General features: G+C 34.3%; 20 protein-coding genes. 14 read left to right on the forward strand and 6 right to left on the reverse strand.

Annotated features, from left to right (window positions below; all coding sequences use genetic code 11):
- Window positions 1-174: 174 nt before the first annotated feature.
- Complete coding sequence (locus tag ACKVEV_RS03975) at window positions 175-591, reverse strand: DUF3888 domain-containing protein (protein WP_409369107.1); 417 nt, start codon at window positions 589-591, stop codon at window positions 175-177.
- Between the two features lie 440 nt (window positions 592-1,031).
- On the opposite strand from ACKVEV_RS03975, the gene ACKVEV_RS03980 reads away from it, so the two are divergent.
- The 5 genes from ACKVEV_RS03980 (at window position 1,032) to ACKVEV_RS04000 (ending at window position 7,187) form a co-directional block, all read left to right on the forward strand.
- Window positions 1,032-2,201 carry a toxic anion resistance protein gene (locus ACKVEV_RS03980; RefSeq protein ID WP_409369108.1) on the forward strand — a complete coding sequence of 390 codons (1,170 nt, stop codon included), beginning with the start codon at window positions 1,032-1,034 and terminating at the stop codon, window positions 2,199-2,201.
- Between the two features lie 235 nt (window positions 2,202-2,436).
- A complete protein-coding gene (locus ACKVEV_RS03985) occupies window positions 2,437-3,414 on the forward strand; it encodes a LacI family DNA-binding transcriptional regulator (RefSeq protein WP_409369109.1) in 978 nt (325 codons plus the stop codon).
- A 274-nt stretch (window positions 3,415-3,688) separates the two neighbouring features.
- A complete protein-coding gene (locus ACKVEV_RS03990) occupies window positions 3,689-5,416 on the forward strand; it encodes an adenine deaminase C-terminal domain-containing protein (protein ID WP_409369110.1) in 1,728 nt (575 codons plus the stop codon).
- Window positions 5,417-5,550: 134 nt separating this feature from the next.
- The gene (locus ACKVEV_RS03995) at window positions 5,551-6,243 is read left to right on the forward strand and encodes a YczE/YyaS/YitT family protein (RefSeq protein WP_409369111.1); all 693 of its coding nucleotides are present in this window, start codon (window positions 5,551-5,553) and stop codon (window positions 6,241-6,243) included.
- A 680-nt stretch (window positions 6,244-6,923) separates the two neighbouring features.
- Window positions 6,924-7,187 (forward strand): hypothetical protein, encoded by a 264-nt coding sequence (locus ACKVEV_RS04000; RefSeq protein WP_409369112.1) that lies wholly within the window; start codon window positions 6,924-6,926, stop codon window positions 7,185-7,187.
- Window positions 7,188-7,294: 107 nt separating this feature from the next.
- On the opposite strand, the gene ACKVEV_RS04005 is transcribed toward ACKVEV_RS04000, so the two are convergent.
- A complete protein-coding gene (locus tag ACKVEV_RS04005; protein ID WP_409369113.1) occupies window positions 7,295-7,822 on the reverse strand; it encodes a hypothetical protein in 528 nt (175 codons plus the stop codon).
- Window positions 7,823-7,934: 112 nt separating this feature from the next.
- On the opposite strand from ACKVEV_RS04005, the gene ACKVEV_RS04010 reads away from it, so the two are divergent.
- A complete protein-coding gene (locus tag ACKVEV_RS04010; protein WP_409369114.1) occupies window positions 7,935-8,324 on the forward strand; it encodes a hypothetical protein in 390 nt (129 codons plus the stop codon).
- Window positions 8,325-8,568: 244 nt separating this feature from the next.
- Here the strand turns inward: ACKVEV_RS04010 and ACKVEV_RS04015 are convergent, their stop codons facing one another.
- The 3 genes from ACKVEV_RS04015 to ACKVEV_RS04025 all read right to left on the reverse strand — a co-directional run bounded on the left by ACKVEV_RS04015 (window position 8,569) and on the right by ACKVEV_RS04025 (window position 13,761).
- Window positions 8,569-10,374, reverse strand: coding sequence for an ABC transporter ATP-binding protein (locus tag ACKVEV_RS04015; RefSeq protein WP_409369115.1), 1,806 nt, complete (start codon window positions 10,372-10,374; stop codon window positions 8,569-8,571).
- Window positions 10,368-12,374, reverse strand: coding sequence for an ABC transporter ATP-binding protein (locus ACKVEV_RS04020; protein ID WP_409369116.1), 2,007 nt, complete (start codon window positions 12,372-12,374; stop codon window positions 10,368-10,370). Before ACKVEV_RS04020 ends, ACKVEV_RS04015 begins: the two co-directional genes overlap by 7 nt.
- A 478-nt stretch (window positions 12,375-12,852) precedes the next feature.
- A complete protein-coding gene (locus tag ACKVEV_RS04025) occupies window positions 12,853-13,761 on the reverse strand; it encodes a LysR family transcriptional regulator (RefSeq protein ID WP_409369117.1) in 909 nt (302 codons plus the stop codon).
- Between the two features lie 368 nt (window positions 13,762-14,129).
- On the opposite strand from ACKVEV_RS04025, the gene ACKVEV_RS04030 reads away from it, so the two are divergent.
- The 5 genes from ACKVEV_RS04030 to ACKVEV_RS04050 all read left to right on the forward strand — a co-directional run bounded on the left by ACKVEV_RS04030 (window position 14,130) and on the right by ACKVEV_RS04050 (window position 19,707).
- Window positions 14,130-15,416 (forward strand): GntP family permease, encoded by a 1,287-nt coding sequence (locus ACKVEV_RS04030; protein ID WP_409369118.1) that lies wholly within the window; start codon window positions 14,130-14,132, stop codon window positions 15,414-15,416.
- A gap of 40 nt (window positions 15,417-15,456) precedes the next feature.
- Entirely contained in the window at window positions 15,457-16,248 is a 792-nt protein-coding gene (locus tag ACKVEV_RS04035) for a 3-hydroxybutyrate dehydrogenase (protein WP_409369119.1), read from the forward strand.
- 207 nt (window positions 16,249-16,455) lie between these two features.
- Window positions 16,456-17,319, forward strand: a complete 864-nt coding sequence (locus tag ACKVEV_RS04040; RefSeq protein ID WP_409369120.1) for a CPBP family intramembrane glutamic endopeptidase — start codon at window positions 16,456-16,458, stop codon at window positions 17,317-17,319.
- 366 nt (window positions 17,320-17,685) lie between these two features.
- Window positions 17,686-18,387 (forward strand): class I SAM-dependent methyltransferase, encoded by a 702-nt coding sequence (locus tag ACKVEV_RS04045; RefSeq protein WP_409369121.1) that lies wholly within the window; start codon window positions 17,686-17,688, stop codon window positions 18,385-18,387.
- Window positions 18,388-18,684: 297 nt separating this feature from the next.
- A complete protein-coding gene (locus ACKVEV_RS04050; RefSeq protein WP_409369122.1) occupies window positions 18,685-19,707 on the forward strand; it encodes an Rpn family recombination-promoting nuclease/putative transposase in 1,023 nt (340 codons plus the stop codon).
- 104 nt (window positions 19,708-19,811) lie between these two features.
- Here ACKVEV_RS04050 and ACKVEV_RS04055 read toward each other — a convergent pair whose 3' ends face one another.
- Entirely contained in the window at window positions 19,812-21,230 is a 1,419-nt protein-coding gene (locus ACKVEV_RS04055; protein WP_409369123.1) for a PLP-dependent aminotransferase family protein, read from the reverse strand.
- A gap of 113 nt (window positions 21,231-21,343) precedes the next feature.
- Between ACKVEV_RS04055 and ACKVEV_RS04060 the strand changes: the two genes are divergently transcribed.
- From ACKVEV_RS04060 to ACKVEV_RS04070, 3 genes are all read left to right on the forward strand, one after another.
- Window positions 21,344-22,324, forward strand: coding sequence for a DMT family transporter (locus ACKVEV_RS04060; protein ID WP_409369124.1), 981 nt, complete (start codon window positions 21,344-21,346; stop codon window positions 22,322-22,324).
- Window positions 22,287-22,952 carry an MBL fold metallo-hydrolase gene (locus ACKVEV_RS04065; RefSeq protein WP_409369125.1) on the forward strand — a complete coding sequence of 222 codons (666 nt, stop codon included), beginning with the start codon at window positions 22,287-22,289 and terminating at the stop codon, window positions 22,950-22,952. The genes ACKVEV_RS04060 and ACKVEV_RS04065 overlap by 38 nt, the downstream gene beginning before the upstream one ends.
- 154 nt (window positions 22,953-23,106) lie before the next feature.
- Window positions 23,107-23,628, forward strand: a complete 522-nt coding sequence (locus ACKVEV_RS04070; protein ID WP_409369126.1) for a GrpB family protein — start codon at window positions 23,107-23,109, stop codon at window positions 23,626-23,628.
- Window positions 23,629-23,925 lie beyond the last annotated feature (297 nt).

Raw genomic sequence — 23,925 nt, forward strand, 5'->3', positions numbered from 1 at the left:
TGTTAGATTGACTGACGTCAGTCTAACACTTTTTGCTTTGCCGTTGATGGTTTTTATGCGGTTGTTATCAGATAGGCACAACAAACCTGACATTACAGAATGCATTCGTGGAATCACCGCCTCGCTTACCATATGGCTAGATTTGTTGGTGAAAGATAGTAGTAATTGAAATACTTATTCAGGTGGATATTTATACGTTTTTAGGTGAGTATGAGTAATTAATTTAACTTCAGGGCCAAAAGATATTTCATAAGTCATTCGATCCTTTCCTACTGGGATCCACTGTCCACCATCTGTAGGTTCAATATCGAATGTAATTTGTAATTGAAAACCACGGAAATCATTTACTCTTTTCGTTTTAATAACTTGTATTTTCCAAGGAGTAACATGTGGTGAAAAATCCTTTGTGATTTTTGAATAATAGTAGTTGTTCAAATCTTTTTCTATATAAGGAGTCAGCATGAGCAAGAGCATATCTTGTAATTTAAGCTCGTTGGAATCCTGCGTAGGTTCAGAAATTGAAAAGGTTCTAGTTTGTAAAGATATCATGAGAGCAAGGGAAAGTAAAAAAACGAGTAAAATCTTTTTCATTAAAAAAACACCTCTTTACGGTCTGTACATAATTAATTGTATGATTACCTTCATTGCAAAAAATATGTCTTATTGAAGTAAAGGGGCTTTATGGGAACTTAATCGCGCGTTACAAAGGTTGCGCCTTAAATTATGTCCGCAGGAAAGCATAGCGGCTATTTGCTGTTAAGCAACTGATTGCTAAGTGCCAGGCACGCAAACAATTTACGATGTTAGTCAGAGCATTAATAACGTAATTTAGACGATTCAGTCGAATTTTTAGTTCAAACAAGCTATACTTTAGAGAGAAGGAATATTGAACTACATTTTGAAAAAGCTTAAAGTATCGCAAAACAGTTTTTACTTTAAGTACATCGACCGTTGAATTGCTTGAATGAGATGAAACTTTTTCATCTCGTATTCGTATGTAATAGAAGAGATAATCGCAGGGGGTATTACTTATGTCTGAAATGAACAATGACCTATTAAAATCAAAAGATCCATTCGCAACTGAAAATCCACTTCTTCAATCTAAACCGTTAATACAAGCTGAACCAGTGCAAGCACCGAAGCTTATTTCGGAGCAAGAGCTATCACAAATTGCACAAAACCAGCTTGCGTTAAAGAAAGACCCAGAAGTGCACGCGCTTGCTCAAAAAATTGATGTGAAAGACCAAATTGCCATGCTAGAGCTAGGAAAAGAAACAGCGAATGGTATTTCCACATTTTCAGATAAAATGCTGGCAACGATGAGAGCTAGTAAGCTTGAAGAATCCAGTGTATTATTAAATAATTTAAATAAAGTTATGGATAAATTCGACCCACAAGATTTTGCACAAGAGAAAAAGGGTGGCTTTTTAACGAAGCTTTTTAGCAAAGGTAAAGAGCAGTTAGAAAGATTTTTATCAAAATATGACAGCATGAATAAAGAAGTGGATGTCATTTACCGCGAAATTCAAAAGTATGAAGTTGAAATGAAACGTAATACCGTTGACCTAGAAAATTTATACGATCAAAACTTAAACTATTTCCAAACATTAAGTAAATTTATCGCGGCAATTGAAGTAAAGGCAGATGAAGTGCGTTCTGCATTACCAATGCTAGAGCAAAAAGCACAAACAGGTGACCAGTTAGCTGCAATGGAATATGAAACGATGCAACGTGCGGTAGAATTACTTGAACAACGTCGCTATGATTTAGAAATGGCACAACAAGTATCATTCCAATCGGCACCACAAATTCGCCTTATGCAACAAGGCAATAATCATTTAATCGGTAAAATAAACTCTGCCTTTGTTACGACAATTCCAATTTTTAAACAAGGACTAATTCACGCCGTAACCTTAAAACGTCAAAAGCTTATTTCTGATTCCATGAGCGAGCTAGATCGTCGTACAAATGAAATGCTTGTGCGCAATGCTGAAAATATTAGCAAAAACAGTGTCAACATTGCACGTGCTGCGGGTAGCCCAAGCATTAAGATTGAAACAATTGAAACGACATGGCAAACTATTATGGCCGGTATCCAAGAAACAAAACAAATTCAAGCAGAAACAGCAAGAAACCGCGAAGAAGGCCGCAAACGTATCGAAAAATTACAGCTTGAATATGAAAAACTGAAAAAAATGTAATGCTGAAATAGAAGACAGGAGACGAACTCGAATGATACGCGTTTGTCCCTGTCTTTTTTCTTTCCTTTTCGAAATTCTATGTGCAGAGCAATCTATGTTGCATGATATAAATAGAAAATTTATTTACAAAATAAACAGAATTTTCTTGCTATTAAACTTTTAACATGCTATTTTATTTTTATAAAAGGTTAAACGATTTACTAAAACGTTTAACTTAAAGGCAAGGAGATTTGATATGACAACTTTGAAAGATATTGCAGAACATGCTAATGTAAGCGCTTGTACAGTTTCTAGATATTTAAACCAAAATATTGTTGTAAAAAAAGAAACAGAAAAAAGAATCCAAAGTGCCATTAAAGAATTGGGCTATGTCCCAAATGTCGTTGCCAAAGCATTAAAACGTAAAGAAACGACGAATGTGGCGGTAATCCTGCCAAAGATTAATAGCCTTTATTATTCAGAAATCACTTCTGGAATCAGTCAAACTTTAGGAAAACATCATTATAATCTATTTATTTATGAAGTAGACAACCTTAATTTAAGTGAAAATGAAATACTACAGCTTATGCGCGAAAATATGGTAGCTGGAATTATTATTGTGGGGTTATTTTCTGATCTATCATTTAAAGAAAGTATTCCTAGTTTTTTAGAATGTGGTATTCCGGTAGTTTATGCAAATAGATGTATTCCTTACGCTGGTTTTCCACTCGTTTATCCTGATTTAACAGAGGCGGGTAAAATAGGGGCGAATTATCTATATGCCAAAGGAAAAAATCGAATGGCTTTAATTCACAAAAAGCTACCTAACGATGTACTCGCATTATTTCTAGATGGTATACGTCAAGCAAGTGAGGACGAGCAAAAACCTTTCATTATAGAAATTGACGATCGTATGGACTTAATAAAAGATTGTGTGCCACTTCTTCTTCAAAATAATATTAATAGCGCCTTTGTACTAAATGAGTTAAGTGCAGTGAATTTAACGAAGGCATTGATTCAAGCTAATATTCAAATAGCAGAGGATATTGCTGTTTTAAGTTTGGGAAATTCGCTATTATCACAAATTTCTACACCTGAGCTAACTTGTGTAGACTTGCAAAACCAGGAATTAGGCATTAGAAGTGCAGAGATTATTTTAAGTGAAATTCAAAAAGAAAAAGTTGAGCAGGTAACGGTATTAGAACCGTTTATTATTGAACGGCAATCTTCATAATTTTAAAAAAGTGCTATTTATATCGTTATTGTCATTTGGTTAAACGATTAACTAATTACATTTAGCAAATTAGTTAATCGTTTAACCAACATCATTGATGCAATGCAGTTAATCGTTTAATTGAAAAAATGAAAATTTATTACTTTTTTAGTTAAACGTTTAACCAAAAATTAGTAATTTTAGTTAAACGTTTAACTAAAAATATTGTTGATAGGTTAAGAGCAATGCTCTTCTTATAGAAATAGCAAATTAATAACGAAAGGGAGAACTATCTATGAAACAAATAGAAACAAATCATCTTGAAAAAGTCCGAGATATTTATGAGATTTTAAATGGCAGAAAGGAAGCAGACCTCCTTATTAAAAATGTGAACATTTTGGATGTATACGGAGAAACGGTCTATCATGGGTCTTTACTAATCTATGATCAACGTATTGTAGCTTTAAATCCTGATGAATCTATAGCCAAAGTGAAGGATATCTTCGATGGACAAGGACTTTATGCTATACCGGGACTTATTGATGCCCATTTGCATTTTGAATCTCAACTAGCGCATCCGGTCGCACTTGGTGAGGCAATGGTCCCGAATGGCACAACAACTATATTTGCAGAAATGCTAGATCTTTTAAGTGCAGCAGGTGAAGATGGCGTAAAAGCGGCTGAAGGTCTGTTCAGTGATTATGAAAAATTACCTTACAGATTATATGCATTTGCCCCTGGTAAGAAAGTTGCTGCATCGGTAACAAAGGAAGTATTAGCTATGGAGCCGGTTATCGGGTTAGGGGAATTTGAACATTTTACTTATAGCAAAGGGGATGAGGATGATTTCCTAAAAGCTTCCTGGGTGAGAGAAAAAGGGGGATTCATGAATGGGCATTGGGGCTTAACTGCCCTTCCAGATATGATCTTAAATTATTTGCCCGCTATTGGTACATCTAATAATCATGACGTTTGGAATGGTGACGATATTGAGAAAAGCATTCGTTACGGTTTTCCAACCCAAATTAAGTTTGGCGTCGGTAGCAGTGAAGTCATCAAAACATTGCTTCGTGCAATCGTAGATCGTAAATTTCCAACAGATAATTTTATGCTGTGTACAGATAATATCTCCATTGAAAGATTGCTTAAAATGGGACATATGGATTGGATTATTTCCCTCTGTACAGAGATGGGGATTAGCCCGATTAAGGCTATCAAAATGGCTACATTAAATACAGCCAAATCCTATCACATGGAAGATCAAATTGGTTCTTTAACACCTGGACGATTTGCTGATATTGTCTTGACGGACAGTTTATCAAAAATAAATCCGCTTTATGTATTTAAGGATGGTGAATTGATTGCACAAGATAAAAAATTATTAAAGAAAGTAGAAATAGACTACTCTGCTATGTGTACAAAGGCTGTTCAAGGATTAAACGACTTAACATCAGCTGAATTAGATATTGTTCCGTTTGAAATTTCTGAAGATGGGGCTAAAGCAAAAGTGTATTTATTTGATGTTTACGGGCGAGGCCATGAAAAGTTTTATCAAGAAATTTGGGTACCACTGGAAAATGGTAAGGTTGTTCCAGAGTATCAAGGCGAGAAATTAAGTCGCCTGTCTGTTATCCAACGGTATGCAGATGGAAAACGCCATGTCGTGAATGGATTATTTAAAGGTGTCTATGTTGAACATGGTGCAGTAGCAACGTTTTGGTCAGCGCCATCACCGTATTTCGTTGTAGTCGGGCAGGACAGTGAGGAGATGTGCTTCTGTGCACAAGAAGTTGATAACTATTCAGGAGCTTGTATTGTAACAGATAATAAAGCCATTAAGAGTGTTATGCCACTTGAAATTTATGGTGCGATGGCGAATATGACTGTCGATGAATTAACGAATAGCGCAGATGCTATTGACGCCGCTTTGGAAGAAATGGGGAATCGCAACGAAGGGGAACCGGTAGTGAATAAACTGTTAAGTCTATTTATTTCTCTGCACCGTTTCCGCCTTATGAAATAAAGCCACATTGCCATCTAAAGAGTAGTGAAAAAAATATCTAGCAAGATGCAGGACAATGCTAAATGTTCCACCAAGGATAGTAAACGATTGAGTAGTGCTATGAAAATTTCTTAAGGGGAAAAGGGAGGATTTTTATGCAAAATGAAGGCGTAAAATCGGATAGAAATAGTTTATTAAAACGATGGATTGTTTATATCATTGGCATTTATATTTTGTCCATCGGTGTTAGTTTAGCAATTACTGCTGGGATAGGAATTTCACCACAAAGTGCCTTTCAGAGAGTGTTTGTTGTACATTTTGATTGGTTGACACAGGGAAAGGCGAATTTTATTTTAGAATGCATAATGTTAGTGCTAGCATTTTTAGTGTATAGAAAAGGCTTTAAGTTATACCATATTATGGGGTTGGTTGCTTCGGCGATATTTGCAGTATTCCTTGATTTTAATTTATCAATTACATTTACTTATTTAGAATTCCCAGAGTATTGGACGAAATTTCTAACACTTGTTATTGGAGATGCTTTTTTAGCCTTTGGTGTATTTTTAATGTTGCAATCTGAAGTTGTGCTTATGCCAATAGACAATTTCGTTAACGCCGTACAGCTAAGGACAGGCTTTAAGTGGGGCAATGTTAAAACTTGTTTTGATTTGACGTTACTTGCTTTAGCATTAATTTTCGGACTCATTTTAGCCGGAAAAATTATGTTTATTCGAGAAGGTACCGTTTTAAATGCTATACTTGTCGGACAATATATAAAACTATTTACTTTCATGTATAAAAGAAATAAAGCAAAAAGAGGATTAGAAATAACACAATTGCAAAATTAGAATAGCTAAAAACTCCCCAAATTTTGAGGAGTTTTTTTATTGAATTCGTTATAGGGTATAATTAAATGTATAAAAGAAATAGATAAAAAATAAGGAAATTATTCGTGTGAGAAAGGTCATGGGAGCTCGATAATAGTTTGGAGGGAATTGATATTGATATTTGAAGTGTTCGTTTTACCAATTATAGTTATAACTGTATGCTTAATTTCTGCAAAGATATATAATCGGCAAGAGAAGGTGGATAAAGGTTTTGCCATCAATTATTTTAAATTATCTTACAGACGCAGGGTAATTCGTGATCTACTAAATCTTCCTTTGATAATTATTTGTACGGTTATACTTTATTATTTATCAGATTGGAATTTCAAAATATTTATAACATTATCGGTAATTTTACTGATATGCTATTCCCTCCAATTACTTTACAACTATAGTATGTGGAAGAAAGGAATGTAATATGAAATTATCACTTTTAGGCGTTTCTATCACAATCTTTGGTTTAGCTCTGATTCTAGTAGGAAGTGGTGCAGGAACAACATTTGGACTGCTCGTTTCACTTTTTGGCGTAATGGTGTCATTTGCCTCATGCTTTATAAAAAGCAAACCAACTAAATAGATATGGAACGATCAATGTTGTTGGGTTACTTGATGAAGATAATAGGAGTGGGGGGAATGTTCATATGAAATTCATGTTATTTGCCATTATTTTTGGATATACAACTTTAAGAGTTATGAGATTTGTGCCAGTTAAAGGAGCATGGCTTAACTATTCTTTATTTTGTATTGTGGCAAGTATTCTCTTAGCTGTCCTACAACTGAATATAAATGGACATTATGGGAATTTAAATCATTACATAATAAGCGCTTCGGCAATCTTTGTAGGCTACTTAGTTCTATTTATTTTTTATCCAATTATTAAGAATAAAGTAAAGAGCAGTAGTTGAGGATTCTATTTTCAACATATAAGTGCTTTAATATTAATCTTTTATAAAAACTAGCTTGGAGAACTTAATATGAAATTTTTAGGTAGTTGAGGATATTGGCAGATATTCTAATGAACTTGCTTATTATCCTTATTGTAAAGCGTTAAATCATTTAGCATCGTGTCAGTAAACTTTCGAGGAATAGTTTCGAGTGTGATATATAAATTTCCAATGTTTTCTTTAAATAGTGTAACCTCAAATAAATGATTCGTATTGCCTTTATTTACAACTATATAATCCATTTTCTCATGATAGTTGCCACTTACAAGAATATAGTTACCACGATTAGTATGAATGATATTGATATTCTTATCTAAAATATTCATTTTTACAAATATCATTTTTAATTTTTTATTAAAATAATTCTCTTTGAAAACGGCATATCCCGTTTTATTACCATACTCAAAAATAACAATCTTTGAAGTTGATTGTGAGATGCCATACTCTTTAATCGATGAAATCTCTTCCTCTAAATGTTGTTGAATACTAGCAGTTATTGCACTGACGTTTGATGGAATAGTATAAGTTTTTTGAATGATAAAAAATATAGTAAATAATAGAAGGATAGAAAGCATTATTATGATGTAATCTTTCACGTTACAACCTCCTTTTATTGTATTTTAATTAGAATTTTAGTTGAATCAAATGGTTAGATGCGAATAACATTTAATGATATGTACTTACAGATGTATGTGAAGGAGTGAAAATATGTTAAACAGAAAATTGTTAGCAGCTTTTGTCACAGCGGTCGTATGTTACTTTATCGTACCTATTTTCTTTAACGATTTTACGAACTCTTATTTCGCAATCGGGCTTGGCGTGAGTATTATTTCTGTTCCAATACTATTTACTATTGGCATTTTGGTTTCCATGGTGATTGAATTACGAACGAAACATATTTTCCTTGCTTTTATAGAACATTTTGCTTGTGGATTAATTTGTGTTTGTGTGCTTTTACTGTTAACAGAATGGGATATAGAATTATTTTTCGTTTACACATTGATGGCATTTGTTTATGTTACGGTTTTCTTTATTTGTGATCATATGATGAAGCGTTTTCTAAACGTTAGACAAGAGGGAAAAAGGAATCTTGACTAAGAATAAATAACATTTAACTTAATTGTTATAAGCCATTTTAATTAAGTAGGAAAAATATGAGGGGAGAGATGAATAATAATTAAATATTACATTGATGTGTGTTTATAGGAAGGGGTAGCGCTCCCTATAAACACACATTTTGTGCTATCGTTCTCTTGCTTATTTTTGTGATTCAAACATGTTAAGTTTCATAAACTTGATTAAAAAACTATGTGAAAATGGATGGCGAGCATGAGTTGTAGACTCATTTATATTTCTGAGCTTGTAACATATACAACTCAGCATAATGTGCCTGCTTATTCATTAACTCATCATGAGTACCAGTTTCTACGACTTTTCCCTTATCTAAAAAGATAATGTTATCAGCAAAGCGGGCGGTGCTAAGTCGATGTGAAACAATAACTACAGTTTTTCCATTTGTTAATTTACGTAATGTTTCGAAAATCTCTTCTTCAATAAAAACATCTAATGCAGATGTAGGCTCGTCAAAAATAAGTAGATTTGCTGACTCATCTCTCATAAATGCACGAGAAAGAGCAATACGTTGCCATTCGCCTCCAGATAGATTTCTTCCACCAAATAGCCTTCCAAGTTCAGTATCATACTTATTTTCAAGCTTATGTAAAAATTGACTAGCCCCTCCAAGGAAAGCAGCCTTTTTAATACTGCTTAAGTCATCAAACTTAGAAATATTGCCTACGCCTATATTTGATTTCAAGTTCATTTCATATCGAAGAAAATCTTGAAAGACTGCTGTTGAATTTAATCTGAAATTCTCAATATCATAACAACTTAATGGTAATGTATTGAAGTATATGGTTCCTTCATTTGGATCAAAATATCGTAAAAGCAACTTAATGATAGTACTTTTACCCGATCCATTTTCACCAACTAATACTGTTATTTTACCTTTTGGAATTTGTAAGTCATCAATTTTTAATACTTCTTTTTCGCCATTATAGCTGAATGTTAATTTATTAAATTCATATCCTTTGTTTATAGTTTCATTAAGTAATAAATTACCTGATTTCATGTTGTTTTCGCTTGTTAAGAAAGAAACAATCTTTCTTAAATGTTTAGTTTCTCTTGGGCCAATTGCAAATACTGCAAATAATTCATTTGTACCTTCATTGAATTGAATGATGGCTCCGATAAACAATAGTATATCTCCAGAGGTTAACTGACCTTGGAGAGCTTGCCGTACAATATAAATTAGAATACCTCCAGCAACCAATGACTGTAGAAGGGACCAAATAAACTGATGAAGAGTCAGCTTTTTTTGATCATTTGAAATAGTGTGTAGTAAATGTTTGGCAGTAGTACTGTAACGGGACTTGAAAAAGGGGATAAGATTATATACTTTCATCTCGCCTGCCGTTTCAGGCATAAGAGGCGTACATAGATAATATTCTGCTCGCCGCCTTAGCTCTTGAATCTCTTCACGTCCTTCAAAAGTCAAATTATTAATTTTTGCTTCCAAATACATTTTAGGAAAAGATAAGAGAATGAATAATACTGGTGCCCAAGGTGCAAACGTTCCGATTAATGTACTTCCCGCAATAATCAAAGCAACACCACTCAAGAATTGTGAGACAATGGTTATCCACATATTAACAAAATACTCATTATAACGAACAATTTGAGTTCTAGTATGGTAAGATGCTTGTTCAAAAGGTGCAATATCTGGAATGGATAAAGCCTTTGTAATGAGTAATCTATCTATATGAGCTTGAAGTTTAAAGGTAAACAGTCGCTTTTGCATTTCAACTAATGGTTGAAGAGCGTCGACTAGTAAAGTAAAGACAATATAAATTAAAGCTATCCATACTACCGTGTTCCAAGAGAATAAATTAAAGGGAGTAAGTGTAATTTCATCAATAATCTTAGCACTTAACCAAATTAGGAACGGGCCGAGTAAAGATTCTAATAATATTATGAAGAATAGGGAGCATGTTTTAAGTTTGTCACATTGCCAGAATAAGTTTAAACCATATAAAATTACAGAAGATGTTTCAGATAATTTTTTAATAGCACGTTTTATTTTTAGCAAATGGCCTCATCCTTCCCTTGAAAAGATTTGGCTTGTAGGCGAAACATTTTGGCATACTCTCCATTCTGTTTGAGAAGAGTTTCATGACTTCCTTCTTCAACAATCTTGCCATTCTTCAGTACCAGAATACGGTCGGCCATCCTCACCGTACTGAAGCGATGTGAAATCATAATAACTGTTTTACCATGTGTAAGTTTTTTAAACTGTTGGAATATATCATATTCTGCTCTTATATCCAAAGCAGCAGATGGCTCGTCTAAAATCATTAATCCAGCCTGTCTCATAAGCGCTCTAGCTAAGGCAATCCTTTGCCATTGTCCTCCTGAAAAGTCAATGCCTCCCCATTCTGGCCCAACCATTGTTTCAAGATTTTCGGTTAATTCAGCAATTGTTTTTTCCAATTTTGCTGAGCGTACTGCGTGGTTGATTTTATCTTCATTATGCAGAGCGCTTAAATCACCAAGAGCAATGTTTTCCCTTATTGACATGTCATATCGACCAAACTCTTGAAATACTACTGAGATATGCTTCCTTAGCTCGTCTACATCAAGGTTGCGAATGTCAATACCGTTTATTTTAATTTCGCCTTGATTAAATTCATAAAAACGGCAAAGCAATTTGATAAGTGTAGTTTTTCCAGAACCATTTGCACCTACAATTGCAACTTTTTCACCCGGAGAGACAGAGAAATTAATATGATCTAAAACATATTCAGAACTCTCAATATTTTCTTTATCGTTGTTTAATATCTGATCTTGGTTATTCTTTTCAAATTCATTTTCATTAAAGTCTTCATACCAATCAGGCTCATCATAGAAATCTTCCTCTTCTGTTTCCTCTAAGTCTTCCTCAGATTGTTGATAGCGGAAATCCTCTTGAACTGATTCTTGATATGGATAGCGGAAACAAACATCTTTGAATTCAATAGATAGGGCACCTTCACTAGCAATTGGCTCTGGCTTAGAAGAAAGTTTGATATCCTTTTCAGCTTTCATAAAAAGAATAAAATCTTTTCCCATTCGCCATAAATCAATCGTATCCGCGCCTTCTTTAGCAATATCTCTCATAGCAACAGATAATTGAAATACGGCACCTAAGTACAAAGCAAAATCTCCAATAGATATACTGCCGGAACCGCTCTTCATTAATATCCAAAAGTAACCAACACCTGATCCTATCCCTGATAATAAACTAGTTAATACAGTGCTATAAGAACCGTTTTTTTGAATTCTACAAAAGATACGATATAGATGTGCAAAAGTTGTACTATACATGTTATGAAAGAAATTACCTAAACCAAATAAGCGGACTTCCTTTGCCGAACGTCTGCTCAGTAATAAACTCCTAATATAATCTATTTTCCTTCTTAACGGTGCATACTCTTTAGCATAGTCCCATTCCATCTCGTTGTAACGGTTTTGTACAAAAGCAAAAGGAGCAGTGGATAGAACAAGTAGTAAAGCAAGCACTGGTGAAAAATAGACGAAAACTAAAATGATTCCAATCGATGAAAGTATTGCAGTAATAAGATTTGCACTAATACTAATCAATTGGAAAGGTAACCAAGTAGCGTGATCTCGTAGTGTTTCAAGTCTATCTCTATACTGGCGATCTTCGAAAAAACGCATCCCTGGAATACGTTCAAAAGCATCAAGCAAAAAACTATTAACGGTAATCATGGAGCGTTCCGCAAGTATTGTTTTCACCCATGATTCTAAAGTTTTTACTATACTTAGAATAATTAAACTGATGGCATAAGCAAAAGCCCATAACTCTGTATGTGAAAATTCATTTGCTTCAACAATACCGTCGATTATTTTTTTGGAAAAATATAATTGAATGATAGGGATGATGGCATCCACTACAATAAAAATAGCTATGCATAGTGTTAGAAGGGGTCCGGATTTCCAAACCATATTAAGAAGTAGTATAAATGTTTCTCCGGCACTTTTCAGATAATTTCGCTTTTCCTTACATCGCCATTTCTGTTTATGTACCATTTTCTTCACCTTTATTGGATTATTTTATCTAATTAAGGGAGTGAAAAATCTTATGATCTCACAAATTCAAAGTCTCAATTTCACCTAATAGTCGGGGTTTATTAGGACGGGAGCGATCGAGCACATATTCTTTTGCCTATTTATTTTTGATTAAAACATGTCAGAAATAAATGGTCAAGAAATACGAAAAGATAATTAGAGGCAGGGACATAACCTTAAAATCTTAAATAGAGGTCCATCGATTTTGGTAAAATTCAGCTAAGAAAAATGTGAAAAACATTGCCTATTCTATAGTAAAGGCGGTGACTCCTGCTTAAGAACACACACAGCGTAAGACTAGGGCATTCCACGGGTTAGCAAGAGTTGCGGTTTACTGTACTGAGTGAAAAGCACCTTCGAAGCGGATAACAACTGCGCAATAAAAAAGTGTTAGATTGATAGCAGTCAATCTAACACTTTATCTCTTTTGATGAAAAAATTATTTTCCTTTAAAATTTTGCAAAGCTGAAAATTCCAAAGTCGGTAATAGGTTCAGTAGTTCTCTTAATGCCAACGGTTTATGGGCATTTTTTTTCGTAATGACGCCTAGTCGCCAAAATAATTCGGGCTCTTCAATCGGTATAATTTTTACATTTTTATTCGTTTGTTTATTAAAAATGGAATTAGGTAAAATCGTCACACCTAATTGCGATGCAACGACTTCGATCATTACATCCCACTGGGAGCTTTTTAGGGCAATATTTGGCGTAAATCCAGCGGCTTCACATACATGGATAATATAATCATGCAAAGCGAAATCTTCTGTAAAAACGATAAACTTTTCATCCTTTAAATCTTTGAGCTTAATACTTTTTTTATGGGCTAGTCGATGTTCCTCATGGACAAATAATACAAAATTATCTTGGATAAATGGCGTAATATTAAATTTAGATTCATCTTCGGGTAAGACTACAATCGCTATATCCACCGTACCTTCCTCGACCAGTTGATTAATCACTTTAGCTCCACGTTCAATTAACACTAAAGATACTTCTGGAAACCGTTCTTCAAAATTGCGGGCGATTTCAGAGAAAAATAATGTCCCAATGAGTGGGGGAATACCAAGTTTAATTTCACCTGTTGCGACTTCTCGAAATTGATCTAATTGCACATTTAGATCCTCTATAACCTCGAACACTTTTTGACTTTGTTTATACACAATTTTTCCTGCTTCAGTTAGTTGCATATGTCTTGTTGACCGATCAAATAACTCTAATTGCAATTCTTCTTCTAGCTTTTTAATCGCTTTACTTAAGGTTGATTGGGATAAGAAAGTATGTTCAGCAGCCTTTGTAAAACTATTGTAATTTGATACTTCTAAAAATAATTTCAATTCACGTAGTTCCATATTAACACCTATTTATTCCTTTTATTCATTAATGTTATTCCTATTATTCGTTTTACTAATAAATTCGTCAGCGTTATACTTTATTCGGATATAACATTAATGTTCAAACTTTTGTAACAAACTCTGTTTCGCATCTTAGAAAATTCAATACGTTCCAATTAATAATGACTTAGCTAAATTTAATCTGAATAATGTTTAAATTTTTTGGAATGATAGTGTGTGCGAGGCGTGAATGCTTGGCGGTTTGCAAAAGTTTACCCATTTGACCAAGGTATACATTGGTCAGATAAATTTAATACTTTTTGATAATTATATCTTATTGAATGGTTTATAAAAAGTATTAGCTGTATGAAAAGAGGTGAAACGTATTGTTAAGTATTATTATTGGCCTAGTGCTATTAATGGCTTTAGCATATCTTGGTTGGTCTATTATTTGGGTTGCGCCGCTTGCAGCAGGTGTTGTAGCACTGCTGAACGGATTGGATGTACTTGATACCTATACAGGTACGTATATGCAGGGGTTAGTTAATTTCGTGAAAAGTTGGTTCCCTATATTCTTATTAGGGGCAGTGTTCGGAAAATTAATGGAAGATACGGGCGCTGCAAAATCCGTAGCCCAAAAGGTTACGCAGTTGATTGGGAAAAAGAGAGCAATTCTTGGTGTACTAATCGCGGCTGCGTTACTTACTTACGGTGGTGTTAGTTTATTTGTTGTTGTATTTGCTATTTATCCAATTGCACTACAATTATTTAGAGAAGCAAATGTTTCAAGAAAATTGCTTGTCCCTACATTTGCACTTGGCGCATTTACATTTACAATGACGGCTATTCCAGGTACGCCACAAATCCAAAACTTGATTCCAATGGATTACTTCAAAACTTCTCCTACATCAGGATCAATTATCGGGATTGTTGCCGCACTCATAATGGCTGTTGGAGGGTACCTATGGTTAGCATTTAGAGCAAAAAGTTTTGCCGCTAAAGGTGAAGGGTATACAGAACCTGACAATAGTACAGACATTGCAACGGAAGAAGATGAGAAAGTTCCGCATTGGATTATTTCATTGATTCCACTAGTCGTTGTAGTTGTTCTATTAAATATAATCAAGTTAGAGGCGGTTATTGCTTTATTAGTTGGGGTCTTATGTATCATGATTCTTAACGTCAAGGATTATAAAAAATTCATACCATCGATTAATGACGGTGGTAAGGGCTCAGTGATGGCCATTTTAAATACAAGTGCAGCAGTAGGATTTGGTTCTGTTATTGCTATTGTGCCTGCATTTGATCATATCACTGAATGGCTACTTGGCATTTCTGATAATCCATTAATCGCTGAAGGTTTAGCTGTTCAAATTATGGCCATTATCACAGGTTCTGCTTCTGGTGGTATGGGTATTGCTCTTTCTACGCTAGGAGATACGTTTAATAACGTCGCTCAAACAACAGGGATTAGTCCTGAAGCTTTACACAGAATAGCTTCTATAGCATCAGGGGCATCAATTTTCCCTAACAATGGCGCATTACTAACATTACTTGCCGTTACGGGTCTATCACATAAAGACACGTATAAAGATGTTTTTGTTGTAGCATTTTTAATTCCTACAATTGCTTTGATCGCAGGTATTATCTTGGCTGCAATAGGTCTTGTTTAAAAAAAGAAATTAGTTTGGAAAATTTAAGGAGGAATTTAGTATGTCTGAATTTATTAATGTAGAAAATAAAGTAGTGATTATTACAGGAGCTGGCCGTGGAATTGGTTTTGAAATCGGTAAACGTTTCGCTCAATTCGGTGCAAAAGTAGTTCTTTCTGATATCAATGAAGAAATGGTAGTCGAATCTGCTAACTCTCTAAAAAATGAAGGGTTAAATGCAATTGGTGTAAAAGCGGATGTTACTAGTGAAGAAGAACTTCAAAACTTAGTGACAACGGCTAAGGACACATTTGGTTCGGTTGATATTGTGATTAATAATGCTGGTTTACAACATGTTTCTCCAATTGAAGAATTTCCAACTGCAAAATTTGAGTTAATGCAAAAAATTATGTTAGTAGCTCCATTTATTTTAATTAAAAACGTATTCCCGATTATGAAAGAACAAGGTTTTGGACGTATTATCAATATTGCATCAATAAATGGTTTAATTGGGTTTGCTGGTAAAGCTGCTTACAACAGTGCAAAACACGGAGTCATCGGCTTAACGAAAGTGGCGGCTATCGAAGGTGCTAAACATGGTATTACTGTCAATGCTTTATGCCCTGGTTATGTAGATACACCACTTGTGCGTGGTCAAATTGCAGACTTAGCTAAAACACGTAATATTCCAGAAGACAGAGCACTTGAAGATATTATTTTAGCGCAAGTACCACAGAAAAAATTATTAGATGTCAGCGAAATTGCAGACTATGCCCTATACTTAGCAAGCGATCGAGCGAAGAGCGTTACAGGACAAGCTGTTGTGATTGATGGCGGTTATGTAGCACAATAATATATCTAAATATACTGAAAAAATCCATTTTGATTAAAAGTCAAAATGGATTTTTTTGGTTAAGAATTAAAGGTGATAAGCAACATTATCACCTTTAATTTTAGATGGCGATAGTAGAATTAAGCTTTATCCAAAATATAAAGAAAATTGAAACTATAAACTTGGCTGATACGTAATAGATAGCATTATTATAAAGGAGGCGTTTAAATGAGTTCTTCAAAATTTAGGTTTAGTCGATTGCTTTTGTACTTTGTACTCGTATCACTATTTCTCTTTTTATCAGGGAATGTCGGACGATATTTGATAGAAACTCATGGTATGGATAGTCAAATGGCTATGTTAATACAAGGGATGATTTTTACTGGGTTAACGCTTTTAGTACTATTTGTAATTAAGAGAAAAAACCGAGACATATTTAAATTTATTGGTTTAAAAGGTGTGCAATCATCATCTAAGTTAATCGTAGGAATTGCCTTGCCTTTTATTTTACTTGTTTTAGGTATTTTAACAGCTTATTTATTAGGTGGTATAGAAAATGTCAGCTTGAACTTGACATCAAATGTTATTATTGCCATTTTGATTAATTCAGTAACAGCATTTATGTATGAAGCATTTCCAGAAGAAGTTTTTATCCGTGGGCTAATATTTGAAGAGCTGCAGAAGAAATTTCACTTTATCGTCTCATTGACTTTGCAGCCTTTACTTTTCATCTGTGTGCCAATTATGGTGATTGCCATGGATTTCATATTCTTTAATGAACCAATTGATTTATCTATCGCTTATTTTATATTACTTTTCATTTTTGGCATTGCTCTACAGTTATATAGAAAGTATACAGGAACACTATGGATGAGTATTATCTTCCACATTGTTTATCTTGAAGTTGCTAGATATATTTCTATGGGAGGGGTGTATGACTCAGATGTCAATCTTTTGAAGTTTGATGAGACATTTACGGGTTTTATGACGCTTTACTTGTCTTTTCTATTTTTAGTGATTATTAGTGTGGCAGTGTTGTCAGTATTGTTGCTTATTGATAAAAAAGTTATAAAAACCAAACTTTCTAGCTAATTCTAGTCTGAATACACAATCGAGGATAAAAGGCAATTAGATTTCCGGTTTTAGTGGACTTTAACTAACGAGACAAATAAAAGTTACGGTATTGTTACAAGTGTTACGGAAAAATATTTAATACAGAAAAGTACAGCATCGTGTAAAGAGTTAAAGTAGTTCCTACAACATTTTTCTTCCAAGTAATGTAATAAGTCTAAAATAGATATTTAACGTTGTCAATCAACAACCAATGCTATTTAAATGCATTTTCGCTTTGGTATTCACACTGCCAATTTTACATTTTAAAGTGAATTTAACGTTGCTGTAACAAGGGGAATCTAATGGATTGGTAAAATAAAATTAGATTGATTGGGGGGAATCAAGGTGGAGAAAAGAATATTAGATTATGAAGATTTATTAGAAATGTTAGATGATTTATTAAGGGAACCTAAGGGGTTTTGGGAAAATTTCTATGAAGAGAGGAATAAAGATATTCCTTTTTTTAAAGTTAAAGGACCTGATGAAAACTTAGCAGAATATTTTAGTAAAGGACTTTCACCTCAAAAGGTTTTAGAAGTAGGGTGTGGTCCTGGGAGAAATGCTATTTATATGGCTCAGCAAGGCTGTCATGTAAGTGCTTTAGATATATCTGAAAAAGCGATTATGTGGGCAAAAGAAAGGGCGAATGAAGAAGGACTAAAGATAAATTTTCAGTGTGTTTCTCTTTTTGATTTTGAATTTGAGTCATATTCGTACGATTTTATTTACGATTGTGGATTGTTTCATCATTTGCCACCTCATCGTCGTTTAACGTATTTAAACTTCATAAAAAAAGCACTCAAAAAAGACGGACATTTTGGGATTGTTTGCTTTAATACGGATGGAGCTGCCAATACATCTGATTGGGATGTTTATAAAGAAAGAACTTTAAAAGGCGGTATAGGTTATACAGAAGAAAGATTAAAAGAAATATTTGCAAAGGATTTTTATATTAAAGATTTTAGAAGAATGAAAAGAATGGCTGAATCACAGGATTTATTTGGTGAAGATTTTTTATGGACGAGTTACATGCAAATTAAAAATTAAATTCAATTTTTAACACGATATCTTCGATGGATAATAGAAATAAATAAGCCATTCCTAAATTGGGAGTGGCTTTTACTTTTACCTCAAATTCCCTTAGGCTTCTCACGTTAATACAAGGAGTTTTTTATTTTGACAAAATTGGCTTTTTTCATTATGATTAAGTAAATGAGAATGATTATCATATGGCACAGAGATATAAAGAGAAACGGTAATGCTTCCTATTTTTTAAAAGAATTTGGCCAATATCTAATGAAAGAGAACAGCATGATTTTATTTTTTAACAGGGGTTGATACGGTATGGAATCTCAAATTTTAAGTCGAATACCACTTAAAAACCTAATGGATTTAAAGATTGATTTTGCTTTTAAACGGATTTTTGGCAGTGAACGTAATAAATCACTGACGATAGGATTTCTCAATGCACTATTACAGCGTACAGGTAGAAATACAATCAAAGAAGTGACGTTTATTAACCAAGAAGTTGGTGGAGAGTATAAAGAAGATAAACAATCACGGTTAGATATTGTTGTGAAAACTCAAAATGAAGACTATATTAATATCGAAATACAATTAACGAATAAAAATGATATGTTTAAACGAACATTATATTATTGGTCAAGACTCTACAATTCGCAGTTACATAGGGGTAATGGTTATCATACATTGAACCCAACGATTACGATTAATATTTGTGATTTTACCTTATTTAAAGAGCATGCGCATTTTCATAGTATCTATCGTTTATATGAAAAAACGACTCTACAGCGGGTACAACCATCAGATGATGTATTAGAAATTCATTTTATCGAAATGGATAAATTTTTAAAGGCGTGGCTAATGGGAGAACTAAATCCAATTGAAGATATGCTTGCCAAATGGTTATTATTGCTTGGGATGGTAGATCGTCGTAAACAAAAAGTCTATGAAGATATCTATAAAGTATTGGAGGAATTAGCGATGAAAGACATCAAGTTACGTGAAGCGTTTGAAGCGTGGCAAGAACTAAGTCAAGATCCGGAATCCATTATTGCATATGAATCACGAGTTAAATATATCATTGATCAAACGGCGCTAATCGATGATGCTAAATATCATGGTGAACAAGCAGGGATTGAAAAAGGAAGGAAAGAGGGCTTTCAAAAGGGGATGCAAGAAGGAATAGAGAAAGGGATTCAAAAAGGTATCCAAGAAGGCTTTCAAGAAGGCATGAAAGCTATTGTAAAAAAGATGATTGGTAAAGGAAATAGCAATGATGAGATTATGGAGTTAACAAACTTAACAGTTGAGGAAATTCAAGCATTAAGACAAGAGGAAGATTGAAAATAACTGAAGCTCAACTAACTTAAATAGTTAGTTGAGTTTTTTTAATTTAGTAACACTATCTTCTTATAATGAATAAGAAGCCCGAGGTTCAGCATTCAAGCTCACTCAGTAAGGGATTGCGCTACTGCAATCAATCTTTTAATCCCTTCCTTTATTTGTTTTTCATTTGCATAAGAATAACTTAAACGAATCCACGACGATGATTGCTTTAATGAATCACAAACTGGACCTGGTACAAAGGAAATCGACTGTTCTATACATTTTGTAAATAGTAAGTCAGGTGGTAGATTTTCAGGGAGCTGCACCCATAAATTTAAACCACCATTAGGACTTATCCAGTGCCACCCTGTTCCTGCTAGTTCTTCCTCCATAATTTCCTTTCGTATTTGGAGGGCGATACGAATTTTCTCCAAATGTTGCTGTAATCTTAAAGAAGAAAAGTAATGGAGGAAAATTTTTTGATTGAGTAGTGGGGAACCATTATCTGCAAGTGACTTTTCTGTTAACAGTAAATTCATTAAGGAAGATTGACAAATAACGGCGGCAATTCTTAAACCTGGTGAAATATATTTGCAAAAGCTTCGAAGATAAATAACTGTTCCTGCAGTGTCGTATGTGTAAATAGGTGGTGGTGGGGCACAGTCAAAATAGATATCGTGATAGGCATCGTCTTCAATAATTAGACAACGATACTGTTCAGCCAATGCCACTAATTTTTTGCGCTGCTCGCTAGGTACAGTAAAACCAGTTGGGTTGTGAAATGTTGGATTAACATAAAATAACCGTGGTTTGTATTGTTTCATATAGTATTCAACCTGCTGTAAATCATACCCACCAGGATGGATTTCCACCGTGACAATGTCAGCTCCTTGTGCTTTAAAAATATCAATGGCAGCACTGTAACTTGGGCGTTCAAATAAAACGACGTCTCTTGGCTTTATAAAAGTTTGAGCGACTAAGTGAATCGCTTGCTGAGAGCCAGATGTAATGAATAGCTCATTTGCAGTGAGATGTGTTTTATATTGACCGATAAAATATTGAATAAGTGCTTCACGTAGCTCTAAATCATCTTGCACCGTCGAGTAAGTTGCAAGTACTTTTGGATAAAGGTCAAACACTTTTTTTACGTAATCTGAAAAGTAATGATTAGGTAAAAGATTTGGATCAATTAATGCCTGTGAAAAATGATAGGCAACAGCTGATTGATGAATTTCGGATAATTGATTTGAAGGGACATAAGCTGCAATAATTGGGCTTTCTTGGTCTTTGAAGTTGAAATTTTCAGACACTTTATCTTGGACAAAATAGCCTACTTTATCTTTTACATAAATCTTATTGTGTTGTTTGAGTAATCGATACGCCTTTAATACGGTTAATCGATGCATATTCATTTCAGTTGCTAAATGTCGCACAGAAGGAATCTTCTCATGCGCTTTCCATTCGTTACGCTCTATTCGGTGCAGTACATAATCATATACTTTCTCAAAAAGAAAATCTCCATGTTGAAACGCTTTGCTCACATCGATTCCTCCCATTCAACATGATTGTACCATGACTTAATGCAAACTGTTCTATGTTTTTCAATCTGTTCTATCTTCTTTCTCTTATGATAGAAAAAGAGGAGGGGTCTTATATGATTGTGATGAATTACTTTTTTATGTGTTTAATTTTTGGTACGACATTTTTAGCGATTAAAATTGGTGTGGATGCAGGTGTACCGCCATTTTTTTCAGCGGGACTGCGCTTTAGTATAGCTGGTTTGCTGCTCTTTAGTTATATGGTATGGAGAAAAAAAGCGACAATCAGTTTATTATTTCGAAAGGAGATGTTATTTACAGGCTTAGGTTTAACCTTCGGGACGTTTGCCGCATTATACTGGGCAGAACAGTATGTGACATCAGGTATAGCAGCTGTTTTATCTGCTACAGGTCCGATGCTGATTATCGTTATTCAGACATTCATATTAAAGCAAAAAGGACATCGAAACGCATTTATTGGTTGCGTTGTTGGAATGATAGGTGTCACGTTGTTGATCTTACCTAGTTTTTCGATTGAGGTTAGTCCTTTGTGGATGGTCGGTTGTATCGCCATTATAATTGGAGAAGTTTTTTATGCATCCGGCACGATTTATACGAAACATGTGATTAAAAAATATAGTACTACATCACCGATTGCTTTAAACGCAGCGCAAATGATACATGGTGGTATGCTATTACTCATTTTATCTTTCTTTATCGAGAATATTGAGCTTGACTATTTTATAAGTCCATCTTCAATTGGCTCTCTTCTTTATTTAACGATTGTTGGCTCGATGATTGGTCATAGTATTTATTATTGGCTGGTGTCACGAACAAATCCTGTTTTTCCGTCTACATGGCTGTACATCTCACCATTAATCGCTGTTATTCTAGGTGTACTCTTTTATCAAGAATATATTTCTTGGCTAACAGCCATAGGTACTGTGACAATCATTGCGGGTACGATTTTAGTGAATTTTGAAACATTGCGTACGTTATTTTGGCGCAAACCGTCTGTTCTGCAGGATGTGAAAACAAATGGTAAAGGAGAACAAAGTTATGGAAGTATCAAAGGGAGTAGCGAGTCTAGAACTTGATTTTAATGGACAGATCATTTACCCAACGCTTATTTGGGACGAGGAAATGGCCGTTTTAATTGACACTGGATGTCCAGGTCAAATGAAAGATTTGCTTGTAGCCATGGATCAACATGGAGTGGCATTCAAGAAACTAAAAGTTGTGATTTTAACACATCAGGATATAGACCATATTGGTAGTCTCCCTGAACTAGTGCAGCATGATAATGCTAGCATTAAAGTGTACGCCCATAAACTCGATGTGCCTTATATCGAGGGACATTTACCTTTATTGAAGGACGGCCACATTGCAAATCCACCAAAGGGAAAAGTAGATGAACTCTTGAACGACAATCAAGAATTGCCATATTGTGGTGGCATCCGTGTAATCCATACGCCAGGGCATACCCCAGGTCATATCAGCTTATATTTAAAGCAAAGTAAAATACTTGTTGCCGGAGATTCAATGTATAGCGAAAATGGAACATTGCAAGGAATTCATATACCGACGACGCTAGATATAGAACTTGCACAACAAACTTTAAAGAAATATGTAGATTTAGACATTGCGTCTGTGATTTGTTACCACGGTGGTGTAAGTAACGAAAATATTAATGGGCAGATTAATAAAATTTTAGCACAAGCGTAGTTTTAAAAAGCATCCAGCGATATACCTTCTTTAGTGAGGAGAATACGGATGACCCTAGAGTTGCCTATGCAGCTCTTTTTTTATTGAATGAATGGTGTGACGTTAAACGTAAATATTCTATGATAAAATAAAAATGATTTGGAGGGGATTGGTTGTGCGAAAGGTAGAGATAAGGTCATATAGTGAGAATTGGATTCACATGTTTAGGGAAGAGGCTGAAAAACTGAACGTTATTTTTGAACATGAAATGATAGCGATTTATCACATAGGTAGTACATCTGTTCCAGGTTTAAAAGCGAAACCAATAATCGACATTATGGCTGTTGTTAAAGATATTCACAATGTCGATCAATACAATATAGAAATGCGAAAGATCGGGTATGTCCCTAAAGGTGAAAATGGAATTGTTCAACGTAGATATTTTCAAAAAGGTGGGGACAATCGCACACATCATGTTCACATTTATCAGATTGGGAGTTGTGAGATCACAAGGCATCTGGCTTTTCGAGACTATTTAATAGCCCATCCAGATGAAATGAAGAAGTATGGAACTTTAAAGCAAAATTTAGCCCACCAATTTCCTTATAATATAGATTCTTATATCGAGGGCAAAGATGCTTTTGTGAAAGATATGGAACGAAAAGCTCTTGAATGGAATAAGGATAAAGCAGACTGACATGATCACATTGAACAGCATTTTTCGTGACATACTGGGAAGCGGCAATTACATAGGGGGTTAAAATAATGAAGGAAAGTGGGCTTCCAAAAGGGGATGCTAGAAGGAATGAAAGCCATTGGAAGAAAGATGATTATTATAGAAAATAGTAATGACCAGATTATGGAGTGAACAAACCTAACGTTACAAGATATTCAATTGCTAAGACGAGAAAATGAATAAATACTGTGACTGAACCGGAATAATGGCTACTTACAAAAGTATTCGTATTTGGGTTTTTAATCGTAATAAAAGAAT

This window comes from Lysinibacillus sp. 38-6 (genome assembly GCF_046245175.1).
GTDB lineage: Bacteria > Bacillota > Bacilli > Bacillales_A > Planococcaceae > Lysinibacillus.

Bases quoted from the DNA above. Each gene is read 5' to 3' on its own strand.
- ACKVEV_RS03975 (WP_409369107.1), bottom strand. From the start codon at position 591: ATGAAAAAGATTTTACTCGTTTTTTTACTTTCCCTTGCTCTCATGATA.
- ACKVEV_RS03980 (WP_409369108.1), top strand. From the start codon at position 1,032: ATGTCTGAAATGAACAATGACCTATTAAAATCAAAAGATCCATTCGCA.
- ACKVEV_RS03985 (WP_409369109.1), top strand. From the start codon at position 2,437: ATGACAACTTTGAAAGATATTGCAGAACATGCTAATGTAAGCGCTTGT.
- ACKVEV_RS03990 (WP_409369110.1), top strand. From the start codon at position 3,689: ATGAAACAAATAGAAACAAATCATCTTGAAAAAGTCCGAGATATTTAT.
- ACKVEV_RS03995 (WP_409369111.1), top strand. From the start codon at position 5,551: ATGCAAAATGAAGGCGTAAAATCGGATAGAAATAGTTTATTAAAACGA.
- ACKVEV_RS04000 (WP_409369112.1), top strand. From the start codon at position 6,924: ATGAAATTCATGTTATTTGCCATTATTTTTGGATATACAACTTTAAGA.
- ACKVEV_RS04010 (WP_409369114.1), top strand. From the start codon at position 7,935: ATGTTAAACAGAAAATTGTTAGCAGCTTTTGTCACAGCGGTCGTATGT.
- ACKVEV_RS04020 (WP_409369116.1), bottom strand. From the start codon at position 12,374: ATGGTACATAAACAGAAATGGCGATGTAAGGAAAAGCGAAATTATCTG.
- ACKVEV_RS04025 (WP_409369117.1), bottom strand. From the start codon at position 13,761: ATGGAACTACGTGAATTGAAATTATTTTTAGAAGTATCAAATTACAAT.
- ACKVEV_RS04035 (WP_409369119.1), top strand. From the start codon at position 15,457: ATGTCTGAATTTATTAATGTAGAAAATAAAGTAGTGATTATTACAGGA.
- ACKVEV_RS04040 (WP_409369120.1), top strand. From the start codon at position 16,456: ATGAGTTCTTCAAAATTTAGGTTTAGTCGATTGCTTTTGTACTTTGTA.
- ACKVEV_RS04050 (WP_409369122.1), top strand. From the start codon at position 18,685: ATGGAATCTCAAATTTTAAGTCGAATACCACTTAAAAACCTAATGGAT.
- ACKVEV_RS04060 (WP_409369124.1), top strand. From the start codon at position 21,344: ATGATTGTGATGAATTACTTTTTTATGTGTTTAATTTTTGGTACGACA.
- ACKVEV_RS04065 (WP_409369125.1), top strand. From the start codon at position 22,287: ATGGAAGTATCAAAGGGAGTAGCGAGTCTAGAACTTGATTTTAATGGA.